Below are 16,664 nucleotides of genomic sequence, written 5' to 3' on the forward strand. Positions count from 1 at the left end.
TTGATGTTGAAGCAGAATAAACGTGCCGCAGCCATCGGCATGGCGGCGGCGCTCGCCTGCGCCACGTTCGGTGCGCAAGCGGCCAACCCCATCGTGAAAAACATCTACACGGGCGACCCGGCCGCGCTGGTCGACAATGGCAGGGTGTATTTGTACGTGGGCCACGATGAGGCGAGCGCCACGGACACGGATTACCGGATGAATGAGTGGCGCGTGTATTCCTCGTGCGACATGGCGAACTGGACGGACCACGGCTCGCCCGTGCGCTTTTCCACGTTTGCCTGGGCCGGCAAGGATGCGTGGGCGGGCGACATCGTCAAGCGCGGCAGCAAATACTATTTTTACTCGACCGTCGACCACAAGACCATCCCGGGAAAAGCCATCGGCGTGGCCGTCTCGGACAGCCCGACCGGTCCGTTCGTCGACGCGCGCGGCAGCGCCCTGATCACGAACGACATGACGAAGCAGACGGCGATTCCCTGGGACGATATCGACCCGGCTGTTTTCATCGATACGGATGGCCAGGCCTACATTTATTGGGGTAACACGGTCTTGAAATACGCCAAGCTGAAAGCCAACATGACGGAGCTCGATGGCCCGATATTGACCTTCGGCATGGATGCGTTCACGGAAGCGGCGTACATGCACAAGCATGCGGGCACGTATTACTTGTCGTACTCGCGCAACTTCCCCGAAGAAACAGCGTACTCGACGGGGCCGACGCCGACAGGCCCGTGGCATTTCCGCGGCGCCATCATGGACAAGAATGCCGTGGTGAAAACCATCCACCAGGCCATCATCGAATTTAACGGCAAGTCCTACATCTTCTATCACAACGACAAGTTGCCCGGTGGTGGAGAATACCGGCGTTCCGTGGCCGTGGAAGAGCTGAAATACAAGCCCGACGGCACCATTGAATTCATCCAGCAAACGGCTGGCCCGGCAGCCAACCCCAGCGCCGCCTGCAAGGCATCCTGAACGCAGTTTGACGACGCTCAAAAAGGAGACACACCGATATCTGGAATATCGATATTGAGTTAACACCGATATCGATCATGATATGATTTATTCATGGATACCCTCAACCCCAACTGGTTCTTGCGAGCCCGCCTGAAGACGCGGCAATTGCTGCTGTTGATCGCCCTTGACGAGCAGCGCAACATCCACCGCGCGGCGGAAGAATTGCACATGACGCAGCCGGCCGCGTCCAAGCAAATCAAGGACCTGGAAGAGATGCTCGACGTGCGCCTGTTCGACCGGTTGCCGCGCGGCATGGAGCCGACCATCTACGGCGAGACGATGATACGCCACGCGCGCATGGCCCTGACGAGCCTGTCGCTGGCGCATGACGACATCGTCGCGCTCAAATCAGGCCTGACGGGCCAGGTGGAGGTGGGCGTCATCATGACGCCGGCCATGGCCTTGCTGCCCCGGGCGATTGCGCGCATCAAGCAACAGGCGCCCTTGATGCGCATCGGCGTGCACCTGGAGCACAGCAATACCCTGATGGACATGCTGCAGCACGGCACCCTCGACTTCATGATCGGGCGCATCCTGGAAAAGGAAAGCAGCGCCGGCCTGATCTACGAGGAATTGACGGAAGAGCCGGCCAGCGCCGTGGCGCGCAATGGCCATCCGCTGCTGTCGCGCAAGAATCTGCAGTTAAAAGATTTGGCGGGCCAGCCGTGGATCTTGCCGCCGCAAGGCAGCATCCTGCGCCACCGCTTCGACATGATGTTCCGCCGCGCCAGCCTGGAGCCGCCCGTCGACGTGGTCGACACCACCGCCTTGCTGCTGATCACGTCCCTGCTGCAGCAAACGGATTCCCTGCACGTGATGCCGACGGAAGTGGCGCATTACTACGAATCGTTGAACGTGCTGAGCATCCTGCCCATCGAGCTGCCATGCAAGATGGATGCGTTCGGCATCATCCGCCAGCAGGATCATCTGCTGTCGCCGGGCGCGGATATGCTGTTGAAAGCAGTACGCGCCACGGCCGCCGACATGTATTGACGATCACCGAATAAAACGTCCATGGCGTTGTTGCCGTGCCTTGTCGTACATTCGTACTGCCTGCGGCACGGCGCCTAGCCCTGAACATTTTCTTCGGCGCCGTCAACGACTTCGGCGATTTTTACTGCGAATAGCTCAATCGGGGACTTCAAAGAAAAACAGCTGCACCAATCGGCCATTTTCCGGCGTATCGCCAAACACATTGCTGATCGAGTGAAAGAAGTGGCCCTTGTACACGATCAATCGGTTGTGGCGCATCGGCACTTCCAGCAGCGCTTGCCAACTGTCGCGCTGTTCCTGCAAGTCGTTGAATTTCTGTACTTTACTGTTCGGCAGCCAGCGTCTCTGGAAATCCTTGAAGCTGGCATAGCCGCCCGCTTTCACGTCCGTTTCCGGCAGGCGACGGTACCAGCCGCTGGGCTGGTGGCGCCAGAAGGTGGTGCCGCCCTGGCACTGCTCGGGCGGGTTCAGATACAGCACGCCCGCATAGAAATTGAAATTGTTGCCCGTCTCATTGTCCACGTGGATATCCGTGCGCGCCATGGCGTCCGCATAGCTGAGGCGATACGAGCCATTGTCGGGCGAAATGAAACGGATGGGGCGGCCCAGCGCCGTGGCGATGCGTTCCATGACGGCCTGGCTGGGCTGGCCCGCCGTCTGGCTGCCCGGATAATTCTGTCCCGCATAGCGCTGCTGCTCGAACGGCAAAGCCAGCGCCTGGGCGCGCCAGGCGGCGGGGTCGGGCAGGACGTCGTCGAGGATGTGCAGGTCGGTTTCGCGGATAAAATCGTGCAGGGTGTGCGCGACATTGAGCGTCGTCAACGTTTCGGGATGTTCCGCTTGCGGACTGGCAAAGCCGATGCGGCACGTGTGCGCCAGCGCCGGATGCAGCTCCAGCGCCTGCGCGTAACGCTCCAGCGCCAGTGCCTGCTGTCCCGTGCGGTAGTACAGCTCGGCCAGGCCCTGCAGGGTTTGCCAGCGCTGCGGGCGCAGGACGTGGGCCCGTTCCAGTTCGGCGATGGTCTCCGCCAGCCGCTGTTTCCCCAGCAGCAATTCCGCATGAAGAATGGCGAAATCGTGCTCATGCGGCGCCAGCCGCGCCGCCGTGGCGTAGCTGGCCAGCGCCGCCTCGTTGTCCGTGCCGCGCAGCACGTTGCCGAGGTTGTAGTGAAACAGAGGGTTCTCCGGCTGCTGCTTGAGCGACAGTTTTAACAGGCCCAGGCCGAGGGTGCCCTGGCCCAGCTCCAGCATCGCCAGGCCCTGGAAATGCTGCGCTTCGGCCAGGGCCGGGTCCTGTTTATAGGCAGCCTGGTAAGCGTTGATCGCCTCGATCAGCTTGCCTTGCTGCTGCAGTTGCCGGCCCTTGGCCAGCTGTTGTTCCGCCAGTGTCTGTTCGCCCATGTTTCACTCTCGATGCAATGTGGCGAACAGTGTAACCGAGGCTGTTCTACAGCGCCTGGCTGACGGGAATTTCCTGTCCGTTCAGCTTGATCGCCACCTTGACGATCTGCGCCTTGACCTGGTTGCTGGCCATGTCCGCTTCCTGGGCGTACGCATACACGACGATGGCGAAGTCCTTGTAGCCGCTGCGCGCCGCCTCGATCTTGCGCGCCGCTTCCTGGTCCACTTTCAGCAAGGAATAACCGTCGCCATTCGTGAACGCCAGCTTGTAGTCGCCATTGTCGTACATGTAGTAATACGTGCCCGCCTCGGCGAATTTGGCGGGGAAGGCGGCCTTGTCCATGGCGTACGGCGACAGCGCGCCCTGGCCATTGATCTGGTAGCGCAGGTAGCGTTTCGTTTTCGCTTCGTTGACCTTGGCGTCGATCTGCGGTTTCAGCGCGTCGAGCACTTCCTGCTTGCGGAAGGCATCGTTGCTGCCCGCATATTCGCGCGAGATGCGTTGCGCCACGGCCGCATAGTCGGGCGGCACGCCGGACAGGGCGATGTAGCTGTACATCAACTGGTTGCCGCTGGTGATGTCGACATAGCTGGCGCTTGGCGTGGCAGCGTCCGCTTGCGGCAGGCTGGCCGCAGCCGCCTTGATTTGCGCTTTCGCTGCCAGGTCGGCCGTGCTGGTGGCGACGGGGGCAGGGGGCGTCGGTACGGCGGAGTCGGTTTTGCCGCAGGCGGACAGGATCAGGGCGATGGCGAGCAGGGCGGGGAGGGTACGGTTCATGATATGTCCTTCAGTGAATGTGTGAGGTGACTTAGCCGATGGTTTTACGTTTGTATTCGCCATAGCCGTAGGCGGCCAGGACGGTGGCAGACGCCAGCAACAGGTAGCTGCCGGCGCCGAACGACATGCTGTGCCAGACCTGGGACAGCATTTCATCGGCCATGCGGCTGGCGATCTCATTGTTGCGTCCGCCCAGCAGGCTTTGCACGCCGGCGGTCGACGCGCTGACCGAGTCGCGCACGGTCATGGTCAGCTTGGCGGTGTAGATCAGCAGGAAGAGCAGCGGGGCGGCCTTGCCGAGGGCGGCCTTGGCGTTGTGGATGAACAGGCTGGCAAAACAGGCGCCGATGGCCAGCAGGAAGAAGAAGCGGCCCGAGGTAAAGCTGCTCCTGGCCCCTTGCGACAGGCGCTCCAGATTGTCGATGGGCATGCCGAGCATTTCCCAGAAGCTGAAACTGCTGTTGCCATACAGGCGCATGTCCAGCACATTGAACAGGAAGGCGCCTGCCAGCAGGACGCCGATGCTGGCGAGTACTGGCAGTCCCAGCATGGCGACGGCCTTGCTCCACAGTTGCTGGCCCTTGGCGCGCGCCAGTTTTGCCGCGATGGCCATGTCTTCCTGTGCCAATTGCTGCGTAGAGACGACGTGCAGGGTCTCGATGGCGCCGGTGGCGTCGAGGCAGACGTCAACCACGGCATTCAGGGCTGGCGCGGTGTCCGAGCGCCAGTGCTTGCTGACCTCAAATGGATATTGCACGCCATCCATGCTGACGGTGCCGAGGCCGCTCGCTTGGTAGGTCATGATGCGGCCCCGTTGGCCGGTGGTGCTTGCTGCCGTGCTCGATGTTTGCATGGGATTTCCCTGGTCACTGTCATGCTGTATTGCATGTACCCACGGATAACGGGGGCAGTTCAGGGAAATCCAAAATTATTTGAAACTATTTTTTCGGCGGCTGTAAAACATCCTTGGCGGCGCCCTGGTAATCCTTCATCAAGCCCATGAAGGCATCCTGCAAATGCCGGGCCGCATCCTGCGGTGGCGCGCCCGTGCGCCGCGCCAGGTCGAATTTATACGCGTGCGCGGCCGTGTAGCCCGCTTGCGAAGCGGCGTCCAGCAGTACGCCGGCGCGTTTTAATGAGGCGGGATCGCCCTTGACCATCAGCAATTCGGCCAGATAGGTCTGGGCAATCGGGAAATCCTTGGCGGCCGCCTTTTCCAGCCACTGCATGCCCGCCTTCGGCTGTTTGACGCCGGCATCGCCGCCGCCGATGCCGTAGCCGAGGGCCGTCAGCGCCACCAGATCGCCGCCGCGCGCGCGCTTTTCCAGCTGCTGGCGGGGAAATGGCCGCGCCGCGATCTGCATGCGGATTTCATGGTTGATGTCTTGCAGCACATTACCTGGCCACACCTTGGCGCCGGATGCGGCCTTCTTTTCCACCGCTGGCGCAGGCGCAGGCGAGCGCACGCTGCCCTGGCCTTGCGCGCCGGCCAGCACGCCGGCTGGCGGCTGGCTGACGCCCTTGCCGCTGCCCATGTTCAGCACCAGGCGCGCCGACGTTTCGCCGAACGAGACGCGCGGCTTTTGCACATCGTGCGTCATGGCGGCGACCCGCGCCGCCACTTGCGAAAACACGTCACCCATCGGCAAGCCCGGCGCATCGAGCGCGTCGAGCAGGGCGCTGGTATACGGGCTGTTGCGCGAATCGGGCGACCAGAAATCACGCGCCAGGGCGCCCGGTCCCGCCGAATAGGCGATCACCACACCGCGTGGCGCTTGCGTGTCGGCAAAGCCGTGGCCGGCCGCATTGCTGCCGCCGGGCACGGGCAGCATTGCACCGCCGCGCGTATATTCCTGGCGGCAAGCGTCGAGGATCAGCACGGCGCCGCGCGCGCCCGTGCGCTGCAAGTCGCCCGCCAGGCTGGAGACGGAGACGCCCTGGGCGGCAATCGTGGCAGCACTGAGCGCATGCATGTTGGCGCCCAGCGGCAGCACGTAATTGGCCTCGCCCGCCTGCGCCCCGTGGCCCGCGTAAAACACGAGGGCGATATCGGCGCCGCGCGCCTGCGTGGAAAACTCGGCCGACGCCTTTTGCAGCTGTTGCGCATTGATGTCCGTGCGCAACAGTACTTCAAAGCCCAGGCGGCGCAAGCGCTCGGCCATGGCGCGCGCATCGTTGACGGGATTCAATAGCGGCTGCGGATAGGCTGCGTTGCCGATCACCAGGGCGATGCGCTTGCCGGGAGCTGTTTGCACAGGGACCGGCACAGCGGCGTGCGCCACATTGCTGCCCAGCAAAAAGAACAGGCTCATAAACAGGGGAATCAGGCGATGCATGGGCTTCTCGGGAATTGTCGTGAAAGTAACAAAAGTTAGCGATTTTTACTGTGATATGAGAAAATTGCTTAAATGCATTTTACCTTACTGACAAGTTTCTCTTGTCTGGCCAGCGCATTGCTAGTTTGCCTGTGCGCATCGCCGCCGGCCAGTGGCGCGTGCCGCCCAACACACGATCGGACCGGCTGTGCAATCGGAACAATTTGAACGGATTCATGCTTTCTGGACCCGCCGCCATCAGCTGACACAAGGCGAACTGGGCGAATTTTACCAGCGCGTCATCGCCGCGCTGGCCCCATGCCGCCCGCGCGAGGCGGCGTCGCTCGGTGATTCCCTGGCCGATTTGCGCCACCAGTTCTTCATCGAAAAAGTTCTGCACAGCGACAGCGAGGCGGCGCCCCACCACGTCGGTGCCTTGTTCCTCTACTTCAAGCGTTTCATCATCGACCAGCTGCGCAAGCAGCGTGATGACGACGATGCCGATGCGCAAGAGGGCTGCGACTTGCCGGCGCCCGACGCCTATGCCGAACCGCTGCGCGACTACCAGCTGACGCCACGGCAGGTGCGCGAGGCGGCCGACGTGTTTATCGCCACCTTGCCGCGTGACTTGATCTTGCTGCTGCGCCATTGCGGCTGCGGCGGCATGCCCGTCAAGGAACTGGCCGAGCAGATCGCCTCCGCGCATTACCATGGCGGCAAGCTGGGCCTGGTGCACCGGCAGAAGGGCGATCCCGACAGTGCTGGCCGCCAGGTGGTTGAGCCGGCCCACCGTTCTACTCTGCTGGGCAGCTGGGTCTTGAGCCTGCTCAAGCTGCGCGTGGGCGATGCCCTGACCGCGCGCGACATGCAGGCGGCGCAAATAGTTTTGGATATCTTGTGCCTGGCCGCGTTATCCCTGCAGCTCGACCCGATAGCCACCTCCCCGAACCCTGATGAAAGGCCACCGGCATGACTGCATTGACGCCCTCGCTGGCCATCGTTGCCGCGCGCCTGCCATCTGCCCCATCGTCCGCCGAATTGCTGGACGCCGAGGTGAGCGGCGATACCCCCGACTGGCGTGGCATTGCCGTGCCGGAACACTTAATGCAACGCTTTGCGCGCCGCAGCGATGCGGCACCCTTGGCCGCGCGGCCCATCGCGGGCGGACAGATCCACTTGCTGGCGCGCCGTCCCGGCTTTGGCGCCGTGCTGCTCGATGCCTGGGACAGCTCGCGGCAGCGCTGGCGCGGCTGGATCGTCACGCCAGATGCTTCGTATGCGGATGCCTGCGGCCTGGTGGTCGAGCAGCGCGACGCCCCCGCCGACCCGCGCGCGGGGCTGGTGCTGTGCGACATGCCCGTGACCCTGGCCGTGACGGACCTGGGCGCCTGCCTGGGCGTGTTCAGCCAGGAGCGCCTGCAGGCGGCGCGCTGGCTGGAAGCGCATGGCCGCGCGAATCGGGCCGCCGCGGCGCCCGGCGTGATCGCCCGCGTGGCCCTGCCCGGCGGCGACTATGCGCTGACGGGCACGCCCTTGTCGAGCGAACTGGGCAAGGATGGCCGCGTGGCCTACCGGCAACTGCTGCGCCAGGGGCTGCAGCAGTTGCAGATCGCCCCGGCCGATGCCGCCGCGGCACCAGCGAAGGTGCCCATGCAGGCGGCCAATGCCAGCCGCTGGCTGAAGCTCGTCACCGCCGTGGCCGCCAGCGTGATGGTGGTGCAATCGGCCTGGCTGTTCCTGCCGAAAGATCAGGCCGTGGTCGGCAATGCGGAATTCCGCAATGGCGGCAGCGGCGTCGAGACGGGCGTGCGCATGCGCGTGCTGTTCCGCGCCGAGGCCACGGAGGCGGAAATCCGCACCTGGCTGCAGCGCGAGCAGCTGGAAATCGTCGCCGGCCCGGACACCCTGGGCGCCTTCACTGTGCTATCGCGCGACCGCCAGAAAATCTTGCCGCCGCCAGGCCCGGGCAATCCGCTGGCCGTGATCAATCCCTGACCCAGAAATAAGAGAAAGTTATCCAGCATGACAATGTATAAGAGTTTTGCATCCGCGCACTGGCGCAAGCTGATGGCTGGCCTGGCCGCCGGCGTCCTGTTGACGGGTTGCGCCATGACGCCGAACGGTCGTGGCGGCGTGATGGTGGGCCTCGATACGGCCGAGCTGTTCGGCACGCCGATTTCCACCTTCCGCTTGCGCGACGGCACGGAAGGCACCTTGCGCAAGGACCCGCAAGGCAAGTATTCGATCAAGCTGTCGCAGGCGTTTCGCGTCGTGCCGCTGGCCAATGCGATGACGGCCCGCGTGGCGAGGGTGGAAAACGTGGGCGAGCGCACCGTGGTGATCGTGGAAACGCAGGAGCGCGGCTGCGCCTACCGCTATGAAGTGCTGGCTTTCCAGGGCACGGATGTGCTGCAGTGGACGGTGGGCAATTGCAAGGACCGCCCCCGCGTGGAACTGGCGGCGGACGCGAAATCGCTGAATATCGACTTTCCCAACTACAACCGCCTGTCACGCATGATCTACACGGACAACCGCCTGCTCAACGCCAGCGTGGCCGTGCCGCCCGGCGTCGATACGCGCGCCCAGCCGTTTGCCGACGACGCCTTGCGCGCCACGGGTCCCGTCATGACGACTTTGCCGGCTGGCGACGGCAGCGGCCGCGTGATTCCGGCGCCGCCGGCAGCCGCCCCGGCGCCCGCCGCCGCGCCGAAAGCGGGTAACCGAGCCAGCGCCAGGCCGCGCCGCCAGGAGACCCCGGCCAGGGCGCCCGCCGCCATCAGCCTGCCCGCGCCGCGTGCCGCAGCGGCTGCCCCTGCGGCGCCGATGATCTTCCAGGCCGAAGAGATCAAGCCCGTCGTCATCGATCTGAGGAAATAAGATGGCCGCGAGTTTGCGCAGTCTGCAAATCCGGCAGACCTTGATCCTGATCGTCCTGACGATCATGTATCTGTGCTTCGAGCTGGGCTTCAATGCCCGCCTGCTCGACGTGGTGGGCGGCGACGTCAAGCCGCACGACGTGGAGGGCGTGGAATTCTATGGCCGCAGCCTGTCGGGCATCGCCGCCGCGCTGGTGGTGCTGCAACTGATGTGGCGCCGCCGCCTGAAGAACAATGGCAGCGGCCCCAGCTGGAAAAAGATCATCTTCTGCTGCGTCGCCACGGCGGCGGTCGTCTTCGGCATTTTGAAGACCACGGTCACGGTGCTGGTGGAAACGCGCGATGCGCAGTTTCGCCGCCTGGCTTTCAATACTACCCTGATGCAGCGCTCGCTGGTGGGCGGCAGCCTGCAACTGCAGGGCCTGGTCGATGATCCCACCCTGTTCGCCAAGCCCGAAGGCAAGGCCTTCCTGGCGCTGTTCCCCTTCCTGGCCGTCTCGGTCGGCCACCTCGACGAGCGCATGGAGCCGGCCAAGGAACAGTTGATCAATTTTAATGTCCGCAAGATCGCCGGCGGCGCGGCCGGTTACTACGACAAGTACCAGCAGGCGATCGGCGAGGTGCACGAGAAGTGGAAATTGTATTCGGGCATCATTCCCGACGACGATGCGGGCTTGCGCCAGCAGCAGGAATCGGCCTGGAACGATTACCGGCAAAGCCTGTCGCGCCATGGCTGGCAGCCGCATTCCGTGCCGGCACGGCGCAAGGCGGCCGTGGTCAACAATGTGCGCAAGAAGGTGCCCGTCTCGGCCAACTGGCATCCGGCCGATCAATTGAGTTTCCGCGCCGCCGTCAAGCGCCGCTATGCGTCGGAAGCGGCCAGCAAGGGTTTGAACATCAAGGGCGACCGCATTCCGCCCGGCTTGTCCTTCCCCGCCTTCGTGGCGCGCCCCGGCATCCAGGCCGTGCTGCGCGACGGGCCGGACGGCGGCGACGGCAGCGAAGCGAGCAAGGGCTTGCGCTTGCCCAAGGGCGCCGTGGTGCAGGACACATATGCCAGTCCCGCCGAGTTCAGCCGTCTGTTCGATCAGTTCGCCGCGCGCCAGACGGCGGAAAAGCTGGTGGAGTACCGCGCCAGCCGCAGCGACTTCGAGGTGGGTGGCAAGTACTATGCAGAGGGCAAGGAAGCGGCGCGCGCGGCCATCGTGCCGCCCGTGGCCCTGTTCTTTTCGCTCTTGGGCGCCATCGGCCACTTTTCGAAACTGCTGTACCTGATCGCCACGGTGGGCTTGCTGGTGCTGGCGGCGCGCCGGGGCGAGCAGGCGGGCGCCGACGGCCAGCTGAGCCGCCGTTCCGCCTGGATCGCCACGGGCGTGCTGGCCGGCGCCTTCCTGGGCACCTGGGGCATCTTGTCCCTGCTCGACAACAACGTCACGAAGAGCGACTTGTTCCGTCAGATGCTGGACTGGAACCGCCAGGCGGCCGACGACAGCACGCGCTGGCAAATCGCCGGCAAGGGCTTGCTGGCCAATATCACGCATGTCGTGGCGGTGGGGCAGGGTTACAGCTACCCCGTCAACGAAGCGATCCGCATCCACGTTTTGCAGGGAATCGAATATGGTTATCATCCGCAACAAAAATAAGGCGGCCGCACTGGCCTTGCTGCTCTGCATGACCAGCACGGCGGTACAGGCCGACTGCCTGGGCATGAAGGTGCATGCCCACCGTGGCGCCGGCAATGCGCCGGAAAACTCGCTGAGCGCGCTGCGCAACACGTATTTCGGTACCTGGGACGGCGTCGAGACGGATTTGCAGCTGCTGGGCGACGGCAGCTGGGTGGTGCACCACGACTTGCTGACGGGCAGAGTCGTCGATACGGGCTCGCCCCGCACCGTGAAACAATTGACGGCCGACGACTGGCGCGCCGCCAGCATGAAGAACCGCGGCGTGGTCACGGCGGAAACGCCGCCCTTCGTCAGCGATATCGCCGGCCTGGCGACGGCGTTCCCGAACAAGACCCTGAACGCGGAAATCAAGGATGTCGTGTCGTCGTGCGCGCCGATCGCCACCCTGGTGGGGCAATTGCGGGCAAACATCAAGCATGGCAACTGGTTCCTGACCTCGGGCGTGCCGAACAACCTGGCGTGCGCGCGCCGCGCCGATCCGCAGGGTTATCTGGGCTTGCTCGTGTTTGACGCGCGCAATGCACAGGCGGCTGGCGCGAACCGGGTCAGCCGCTATATCGCGAAAAATGCCCGCCCACCCAAGCTCGACAAACCGTGGCTGCAGCGCGTGCAGCAGCAGATCGGCATGCCCGTCGGCGTGCACGTCGATGCGCGCAGCCTGGACGCCAATCCGAATCTGCTGGCCGACGCGGCCAGCCTGAGCATGCCCGTCTTCGTCTACGCCGTCGATGGCGACTCGGCCCTGGCCGCGTCCTTGCTGCGCGCCCGGCAACGCAGCCACCGCTGGCCCAGCGGCGTCATTCTTGACGGCAATCCCGAAACGTTTTGCGCGATGATGAAATAAGTACTCCCTGATCTGCTGCACGGCGGTTTTGCCGTGCAGCAGAGCGCCTTGCAGCCCCAGAAATAGCCGCGTCCAACGGCCCGCGCCGGGCCGGTTTTTGCCCATTTTTTGCGCACCGCAGCATCGATAATGTTTGCATCGCGCGCGCGACTGGCCTATAAATGTAATCGATTACATTTATGTGAAACTCCCCATGCCGCCAGCCGTCCCGTCTTCCTTGCCGACAGAAACCGTCTCCATCAGCGCCGTCGCCGCGCATGCGGGGGTGTCGGTGGCCACCGTCTCGCGCGTGATGAACGAGCAGGCCGGGGTGCGGGCGCCCACGCGCGACAAGGTGCTCGCTTCCGTGGCGGCGCTCGGCTACCGCATGAACCACCTGGCGCGCAGCCTGCGCACGGCCGAGAGCCGCATGCTCTTGACCATGGTGCCCGACGTGGGCAACCCGTTTTATGCGCAGATCGTGCGCGGTATCGACACGGTGGCGCGCGAACACGGCTACTTCGTGCTGCTGTGCGACACGGGCGCCGATGCGGGCCGCGAGCGCTCGTATTTCGACTTGCTGCGCATGCACCGCGCCGACGGCGCCATCTGCCTCGATCCGGACACGGTGCAGCATGCGCTGTCGCATGAATCCGTCAGCCTGCCGTGGGTGGCGTGCTGCGAATTCGACCCCGCCGTGGCCGTGCCCTATGTCGGCATCGACAACCACCGCGCCGCCTCCGACGCCGTCGCGCATCTGCTGGCGCGCGGCCATACGCGCATCGGCCTGATCAATTCGGACGAGCGCTATCTGTACGCGCGGCAACGCCAGCAAGGCTATCTGGACACCCTGGCGGGCGCCGGCCTGCCCGTGCAGCCGCAGTGGGTGCACACGGTGCAAAGCCTCGACTATGAAGCGGGCACGGCCGCCACCCTGCGCATGATGGCGGGACCGGATGCGCCCACGGCCATCTTTGCCGTGTCCGACACCCTGGCCATCGGCGTCTTGAGCGCGCTGCGCCAACTGAAGAAACGCGTGCCGGAAGAAGTGGCCGTCATCGGCTTCGACGATATCGCCATCGCCGCACAGATCGACCCCGGCCTCACCACCATCGCGCAACCGATGCGCGAACTGGGCGAGACGGCAGCGAGACTGTTGCTGCAGCGCCTGGCCAACCCGGCGGCCAGCGTGCCTGGCGTGCTGCTGCCACACCGGTTAATTCTGCGAGGGAGTGCATAGTGAGCGTTGCCGTCGGTTTTGATGGGGTCTGCAAGGATTTCGGTCCCGTGCGCGTTTTGCATGGCGTCAGCTTTACCCTGTCGCCCGGGCGCGTGTATGGCTTGCTGGGCGAAAATGGCGCCGGCAAGTCGACCCTGATGAAAATCCTCGCCGGCTATGAGAGCGTGAGCGAAGGCCAGCTGCTGATCGATGGCCAGCCGCAGCGCTTCAGCAGTTCGCGCGCGGCGGAGTCTGCCGGTATCGTGCTGATCCACCAGGAATTCAACCTGGCCGAGCACCTGACGGTGGCGCAAAACATGTTCCTGGGCCATGAGAAAACGCGCGGCTGGCTGCTGGACGAGGCCGCCATGCGCGAAGAAGCCTCGCGCTATTTGAAACAGGTGGGGCTGGAGGTCTCGCCCGACAGCAAAATCCGCGACCTGATCGTGGCTGAAAAGCAGCTTGTGGAAATCGCCAAGGCCCTGTCACGCCGCGCCCGATTTTTGATCATGGACGAACCCACGGCCACCCTGACGTCGTCGGAAACCCGGCGATTGTTCGCCGTCATGGCGCAGCTGAAAGCGGACGGCGTCACCATCCTCTATATTTCCCACAAGCTCGATGAAGTGGAGCGCAACACGGACGAAGTCATCGTCATGCGCGACGGGCGTTTCGTCACGCGCGAACCGACGGCCAGCCTGACGCGCCAGCAGATGGCGAACCTGATGGTGGGGCGCGAATTGTCCGACATGTTCCCCGCGAAAGTGGCGCTGGCGAAAGAAGCTCCTGTGTTGCTGAAAGTGGAGGGTTTGTGCGTGCCCGGCTGGTCGAAGGACCTGTCGTTCGAGGTGCGCGCGGGCGAAGTGCTGGGCTTTGCGGGACTGGTGGGCGCGGGGCGCACGGAATCGTTCGAGGCGCTGCTGGGCTTGCGCCCGCGCAGCGCGGGCAAGATCGAGCTCAATGGTCAGCCCGTCGACATCCGCACGCCCAGGCAGGCCATGCAGCATGGCATGACGTATCTGAGCGAAGACCGCAAGGGCAAAGGCTTGCACGTGAATCTGGGATTGCGCGAAAACCTCACCATGATGACGCTGCAGCGCTATGCGCGGCCGTGGCTCGATGTCAAGGCAGAGAAACAGGCGCTGGCCAAGGCGGTGCTGGACTTCAATATCCGCACGGGCGACCTGGACAGCCGCGCGCGCATGCTGTCGGGCGGCAATCAGCAAAAGCTGGCGCTGGCGAAATATCTGCATTCGGACCCCCGTGTCGTCGTGCTCGATGAACCTAGCCGTGGCGTGGACGTGGGCGCCAAGCGCGACATTTACTTTCTGATCCACCGCCTGGCCGCCGAAGGGCGCGCCGTGATCGTGATTTCATCGGAACTGATCGAATTGATTGGCCTGTGCCACAGAGTCGCAGTGATGCGCGCCGGCACCTTGCAAGCCACCCTGTCTGCTGACCACCTTACCGAAGAGGAGTTGATTGCCCATGCAACCGGCACGCACTGACACCACTGTATCCCCGATAGCTCGATTCGGCGCGCGCATCAAGGGATTTGGCCCCGTGCTGGGCCTGCTGGCCCTGTGCATCGCGGGCACCTTGCTCAATGGCGACTTCGCCACCCTGGACAACCTGATGAACGTGCTCACGCGCACGGCGTTCATCGGCATCATCGCCGTGGGCATGACCTTCGTGATTATCTCGGGCGGCATCGATCTGTCGGTCGGTTCGATGGCGGCCCTGATCGCCGGCTGCATGATCTATTTCATGAATGCGCTGGCGCAAGGGGCGGGCGGCGACTTGGCGCCGATCACCATGTTGGTGCTGGGCATCGCCATGGCCTTGATCCTGGGCGCCGGATTCGGCCTGATGCATGGCTTGTTGATCAGCAAGGGCAATATCGAACCCTTCATCGTGACGCTGGGCACGCTCGGCATCTTCCGCGCCGTATTGACGTACCTGGCCGATGGCGGCGCCCTGACCCTGGACGCCACCCTGTCCGAGCTGTACAGCCCCGTCTACTACACGAGCGTGCTGGGCGCGCCTATCCCGATCTGGATCTTTTTGTTCGTCGCGGCGGCCGGCGCCATCATTCTCAACCGCACGACGTTCGGCCGCCATGTGCAGGCGATTGGTTCCAACGAGCAAGTGGCGCGCTATGCGGCCATCAATGTCGACAAGGTGAAGATCGCCACCTACATGCTGCTGGGCGTCTGCGTGGGCATCGCCACGGTGCTGTACGTGCCGCGCCTGGGCTCGGCCACGCCGACCACGGGCTTGCTGTGGGAACTCGAAGCGATCGCCGCCGTCGTCGTCGGTGGCACGGCCCTCAAAGGGGGAGAAGGGCGCATCGTCGGCACCGTCATCGGCGCCATCCTGCTCTCCGTGATCAGCAATATCCTGAATTTGACCAGCATCATCAGTGTCTACCTGAATGCCGCAGTGCAAGGCGTGGTGATCATCGCCGTCGCCTTCCTGCAGCGAGGCCGCAAATAAAACAAGAGCGGCGTTCTGAAAGGGCGGCCAACGGGCGCCCACAACCTTGGAGGAGAGCAGCATGAAGAGCTTTAGACGGGTAGCAGGGGTAGCAGGGATGGCAGTGCTGGTGATGCAGGCGTGGGCGCTGCCGATGGGGCAGGCGCAGGCGGCAGAGAAATTGGTCGTCGGTGTGGCCATCCCCACGGCCACGCACAGTTTCACGTCCGGCATCGTGTGGTGGGCGAACCAGGCCAAGGCGGAGCTGGAAAAAGCCCATCCGGGCGTGAAAATCATCGTCAAGACGGCCGCCACGGCGCCCGAGCAGGCGAACCAGTTGCAGGACATGTTGACGGTGAACAAGATCAACACCCTGGTGATCTTCCCCATCGAATCGGCTTCCCTGACGCAGCCCGTGGCGCAAGTGAAAAACAAGGGTGTCTACGTGACGGTGGTGGACCGTGGCTTGACGAACACGCAGTCGCAGGATGCCTACATCGCGGGCGACAACACGGCGTTTGGCAAACTGCCGGCCGAATACCTGGCGAAAAGTTTGAATGGCAAGGGCAATATCGTCGTGCTGCGCGGCATGCCAACCACCCTGGACAACGAGCGCTACGATGCGTTTTCTGCCGTGATGAAAGGCCATCCCGAGATCAAGGTCCTGGACGCCAAGTATGGCAACTGGAACCGCGACGATGCCTTCAAGGTCATGCAGGATTACCTGACCCGCTTCAAGCACATCGACGCCGTCTGGGCCGCCGATGACGACATGGCCATCGGCGTGCAGAAGGCCATCGCGCAAGCCAAGCGCACGGACATCAAGCAAGTGTTCGGCGGCGCGGGCGCGAAGGGCGCCGTGAAGAAGATCATGGACGGTTCCGACCCGCTGATCGTGGCCGACGTGTCGTACTCGCCCAAGTTCATGTACGACGCCATCAAGCTGACGACGGAAGCGCGCCTGAAAGGTGATAAATTGCCGGCCAACACCATCATCCCTTCGGTGCTGATCACGCGCGAGAACGCCAAGCAGTTTTACTTTCCGAACTCGCCTTTTTGATTTTTTCGTAATGCACCCA

Annotated in this window: 15 protein-coding genes; 11 read left to right on the forward strand and 4 right to left on the reverse strand. The window is 63.7% G+C overall.

Translation table 11 applies throughout. The features are described 5' to 3' along the window. Positions 1–3: 3 nt before the first annotated feature. Both ACP7DW_RS10045 and ACP7DW_RS10050 read left to right on the forward strand, forming a co-directional pair. Entirely contained in the window at positions 4–978 is a 975-nt protein-coding gene (locus tag ACP7DW_RS10045) for a glycoside hydrolase family 43 protein (RefSeq protein WP_426055088.1), read from the forward strand. A 93-nt stretch (positions 979–1,071) separates the two neighbouring features. Beyond that, entirely contained in the window at positions 1,072–2,013 is a 942-nt protein-coding gene (locus tag ACP7DW_RS10050) for a LysR family transcriptional regulator (RefSeq protein ID WP_035823672.1), read from the forward strand. Between the two features lie 135 nt (positions 2,014–2,148). Here the strand turns inward: ACP7DW_RS10050 and ACP7DW_RS10055 are convergent, their stop codons facing one another. From ACP7DW_RS10055 to ACP7DW_RS10070, 4 genes are all read right to left on the reverse strand, one after another. After that, complete coding sequence (locus ACP7DW_RS10055; protein ID WP_426055087.1) at positions 2,149–3,414, reverse strand: DUF6445 family protein; 1,266 nt, start codon at positions 3,412–3,414, stop codon at positions 2,149–2,151. 46 nt (positions 3,415–3,460) lie between these two features. Next, on the reverse strand, positions 3,461–4,192 hold the full coding sequence (locus ACP7DW_RS10060; protein WP_426055086.1) for a hypothetical protein: 732 nt from the start codon (positions 4,190–4,192) through the stop codon (positions 3,461–3,463). 31 nt (positions 4,193–4,223) lie between these two features. Next, positions 4,224–5,045 carry a hypothetical protein gene (locus ACP7DW_RS10065; protein ID WP_426055085.1) on the reverse strand — a complete coding sequence of 274 codons (822 nt, stop codon included), beginning with the start codon at positions 5,043–5,045 and terminating at the stop codon, positions 4,224–4,226. Between the two features lie 85 nt (positions 5,046–5,130). Further along, positions 5,131–6,528 (reverse strand): caspase family protein, encoded by a 1,398-nt coding sequence (locus ACP7DW_RS10070; protein ID WP_426055084.1) that lies wholly within the window; start codon positions 6,526–6,528, stop codon positions 5,131–5,133. A 187-nt stretch (positions 6,529–6,715) separates the two neighbouring features. Between ACP7DW_RS10070 and ACP7DW_RS10075 the strand changes: the two genes are divergently transcribed. The 9 genes from ACP7DW_RS10075 (at position 6,716) to ACP7DW_RS10115 (ending at position 16,645) form a co-directional block, all read left to right on the forward strand. Continuing rightward, complete coding sequence (locus ACP7DW_RS10075) at positions 6,716–7,480, forward strand: hypothetical protein (protein WP_426055083.1); 765 nt, start codon at positions 6,716–6,718, stop codon at positions 7,478–7,480. Beyond that, the gene (locus ACP7DW_RS10080) at positions 7,477–8,502 is read left to right on the forward strand and encodes a hypothetical protein (RefSeq protein ID WP_426055082.1); all 1,026 of its coding nucleotides are present in this window, start codon (positions 7,477–7,479) and stop codon (positions 8,500–8,502) included. Before ACP7DW_RS10075 ends, ACP7DW_RS10080 begins: the two co-directional genes overlap by 4 nt. Before the next feature lie 27 nt (positions 8,503–8,529). Beyond that, on the forward strand, positions 8,530–9,384 hold the full coding sequence (locus tag ACP7DW_RS10085; protein WP_426055081.1) for a hypothetical protein: 855 nt from the start codon (positions 8,530–8,532) through the stop codon (positions 9,382–9,384). Position 9,385: 1 nt separating this feature from the next. After that, entirely contained in the window at positions 9,386–11,026 is a 1,641-nt protein-coding gene (locus tag ACP7DW_RS10090; RefSeq protein ID WP_426055080.1) for a hypothetical protein, read from the forward strand. Beyond that, the gene (locus ACP7DW_RS10095; protein WP_426055079.1) at positions 11,001–11,912 is read left to right on the forward strand and encodes a glycerophosphodiester phosphodiesterase; all 912 of its coding nucleotides are present in this window, start codon (positions 11,001–11,003) and stop codon (positions 11,910–11,912) included. Before ACP7DW_RS10090 ends, ACP7DW_RS10095 begins: the two co-directional genes overlap by 26 nt. Positions 11,913–12,105: 193 nt before the next feature. Further along, entirely contained in the window at positions 12,106–13,131 is a 1,026-nt protein-coding gene (locus tag ACP7DW_RS10100; RefSeq protein ID WP_426055078.1) for a LacI family DNA-binding transcriptional regulator, read from the forward strand. Then, complete coding sequence (locus ACP7DW_RS10105) at positions 13,131–14,618, forward strand: sugar ABC transporter ATP-binding protein (RefSeq protein WP_426055077.1); 1,488 nt, start codon at positions 13,131–13,133, stop codon at positions 14,616–14,618. The genes ACP7DW_RS10100 and ACP7DW_RS10105 overlap by 1 nt, the downstream gene beginning before the upstream one ends. After that, positions 14,599–15,606 carry an ABC transporter permease gene (locus ACP7DW_RS10110; RefSeq protein WP_426055076.1) on the forward strand — a complete coding sequence of 336 codons (1,008 nt, stop codon included), beginning with the start codon at positions 14,599–14,601 and terminating at the stop codon, positions 15,604–15,606. Before ACP7DW_RS10105 ends, ACP7DW_RS10110 begins: the two co-directional genes overlap by 20 nt. Positions 15,607–15,703: 97 nt before the next feature. Next, complete coding sequence (locus ACP7DW_RS10115; protein WP_141172894.1) at positions 15,704–16,645, forward strand: substrate-binding domain-containing protein; 942 nt, start codon at positions 15,704–15,706, stop codon at positions 16,643–16,645. Positions 16,646–16,664: the final 19 nt, after the last annotated feature.

The organism is Janthinobacterium sp. PSRC1-1 (genome assembly GCF_049897525.1).
GTDB lineage: Bacteria > Pseudomonadota > Gammaproteobacteria > Burkholderiales > Burkholderiaceae_D > Janthinobacterium > Janthinobacterium tructae.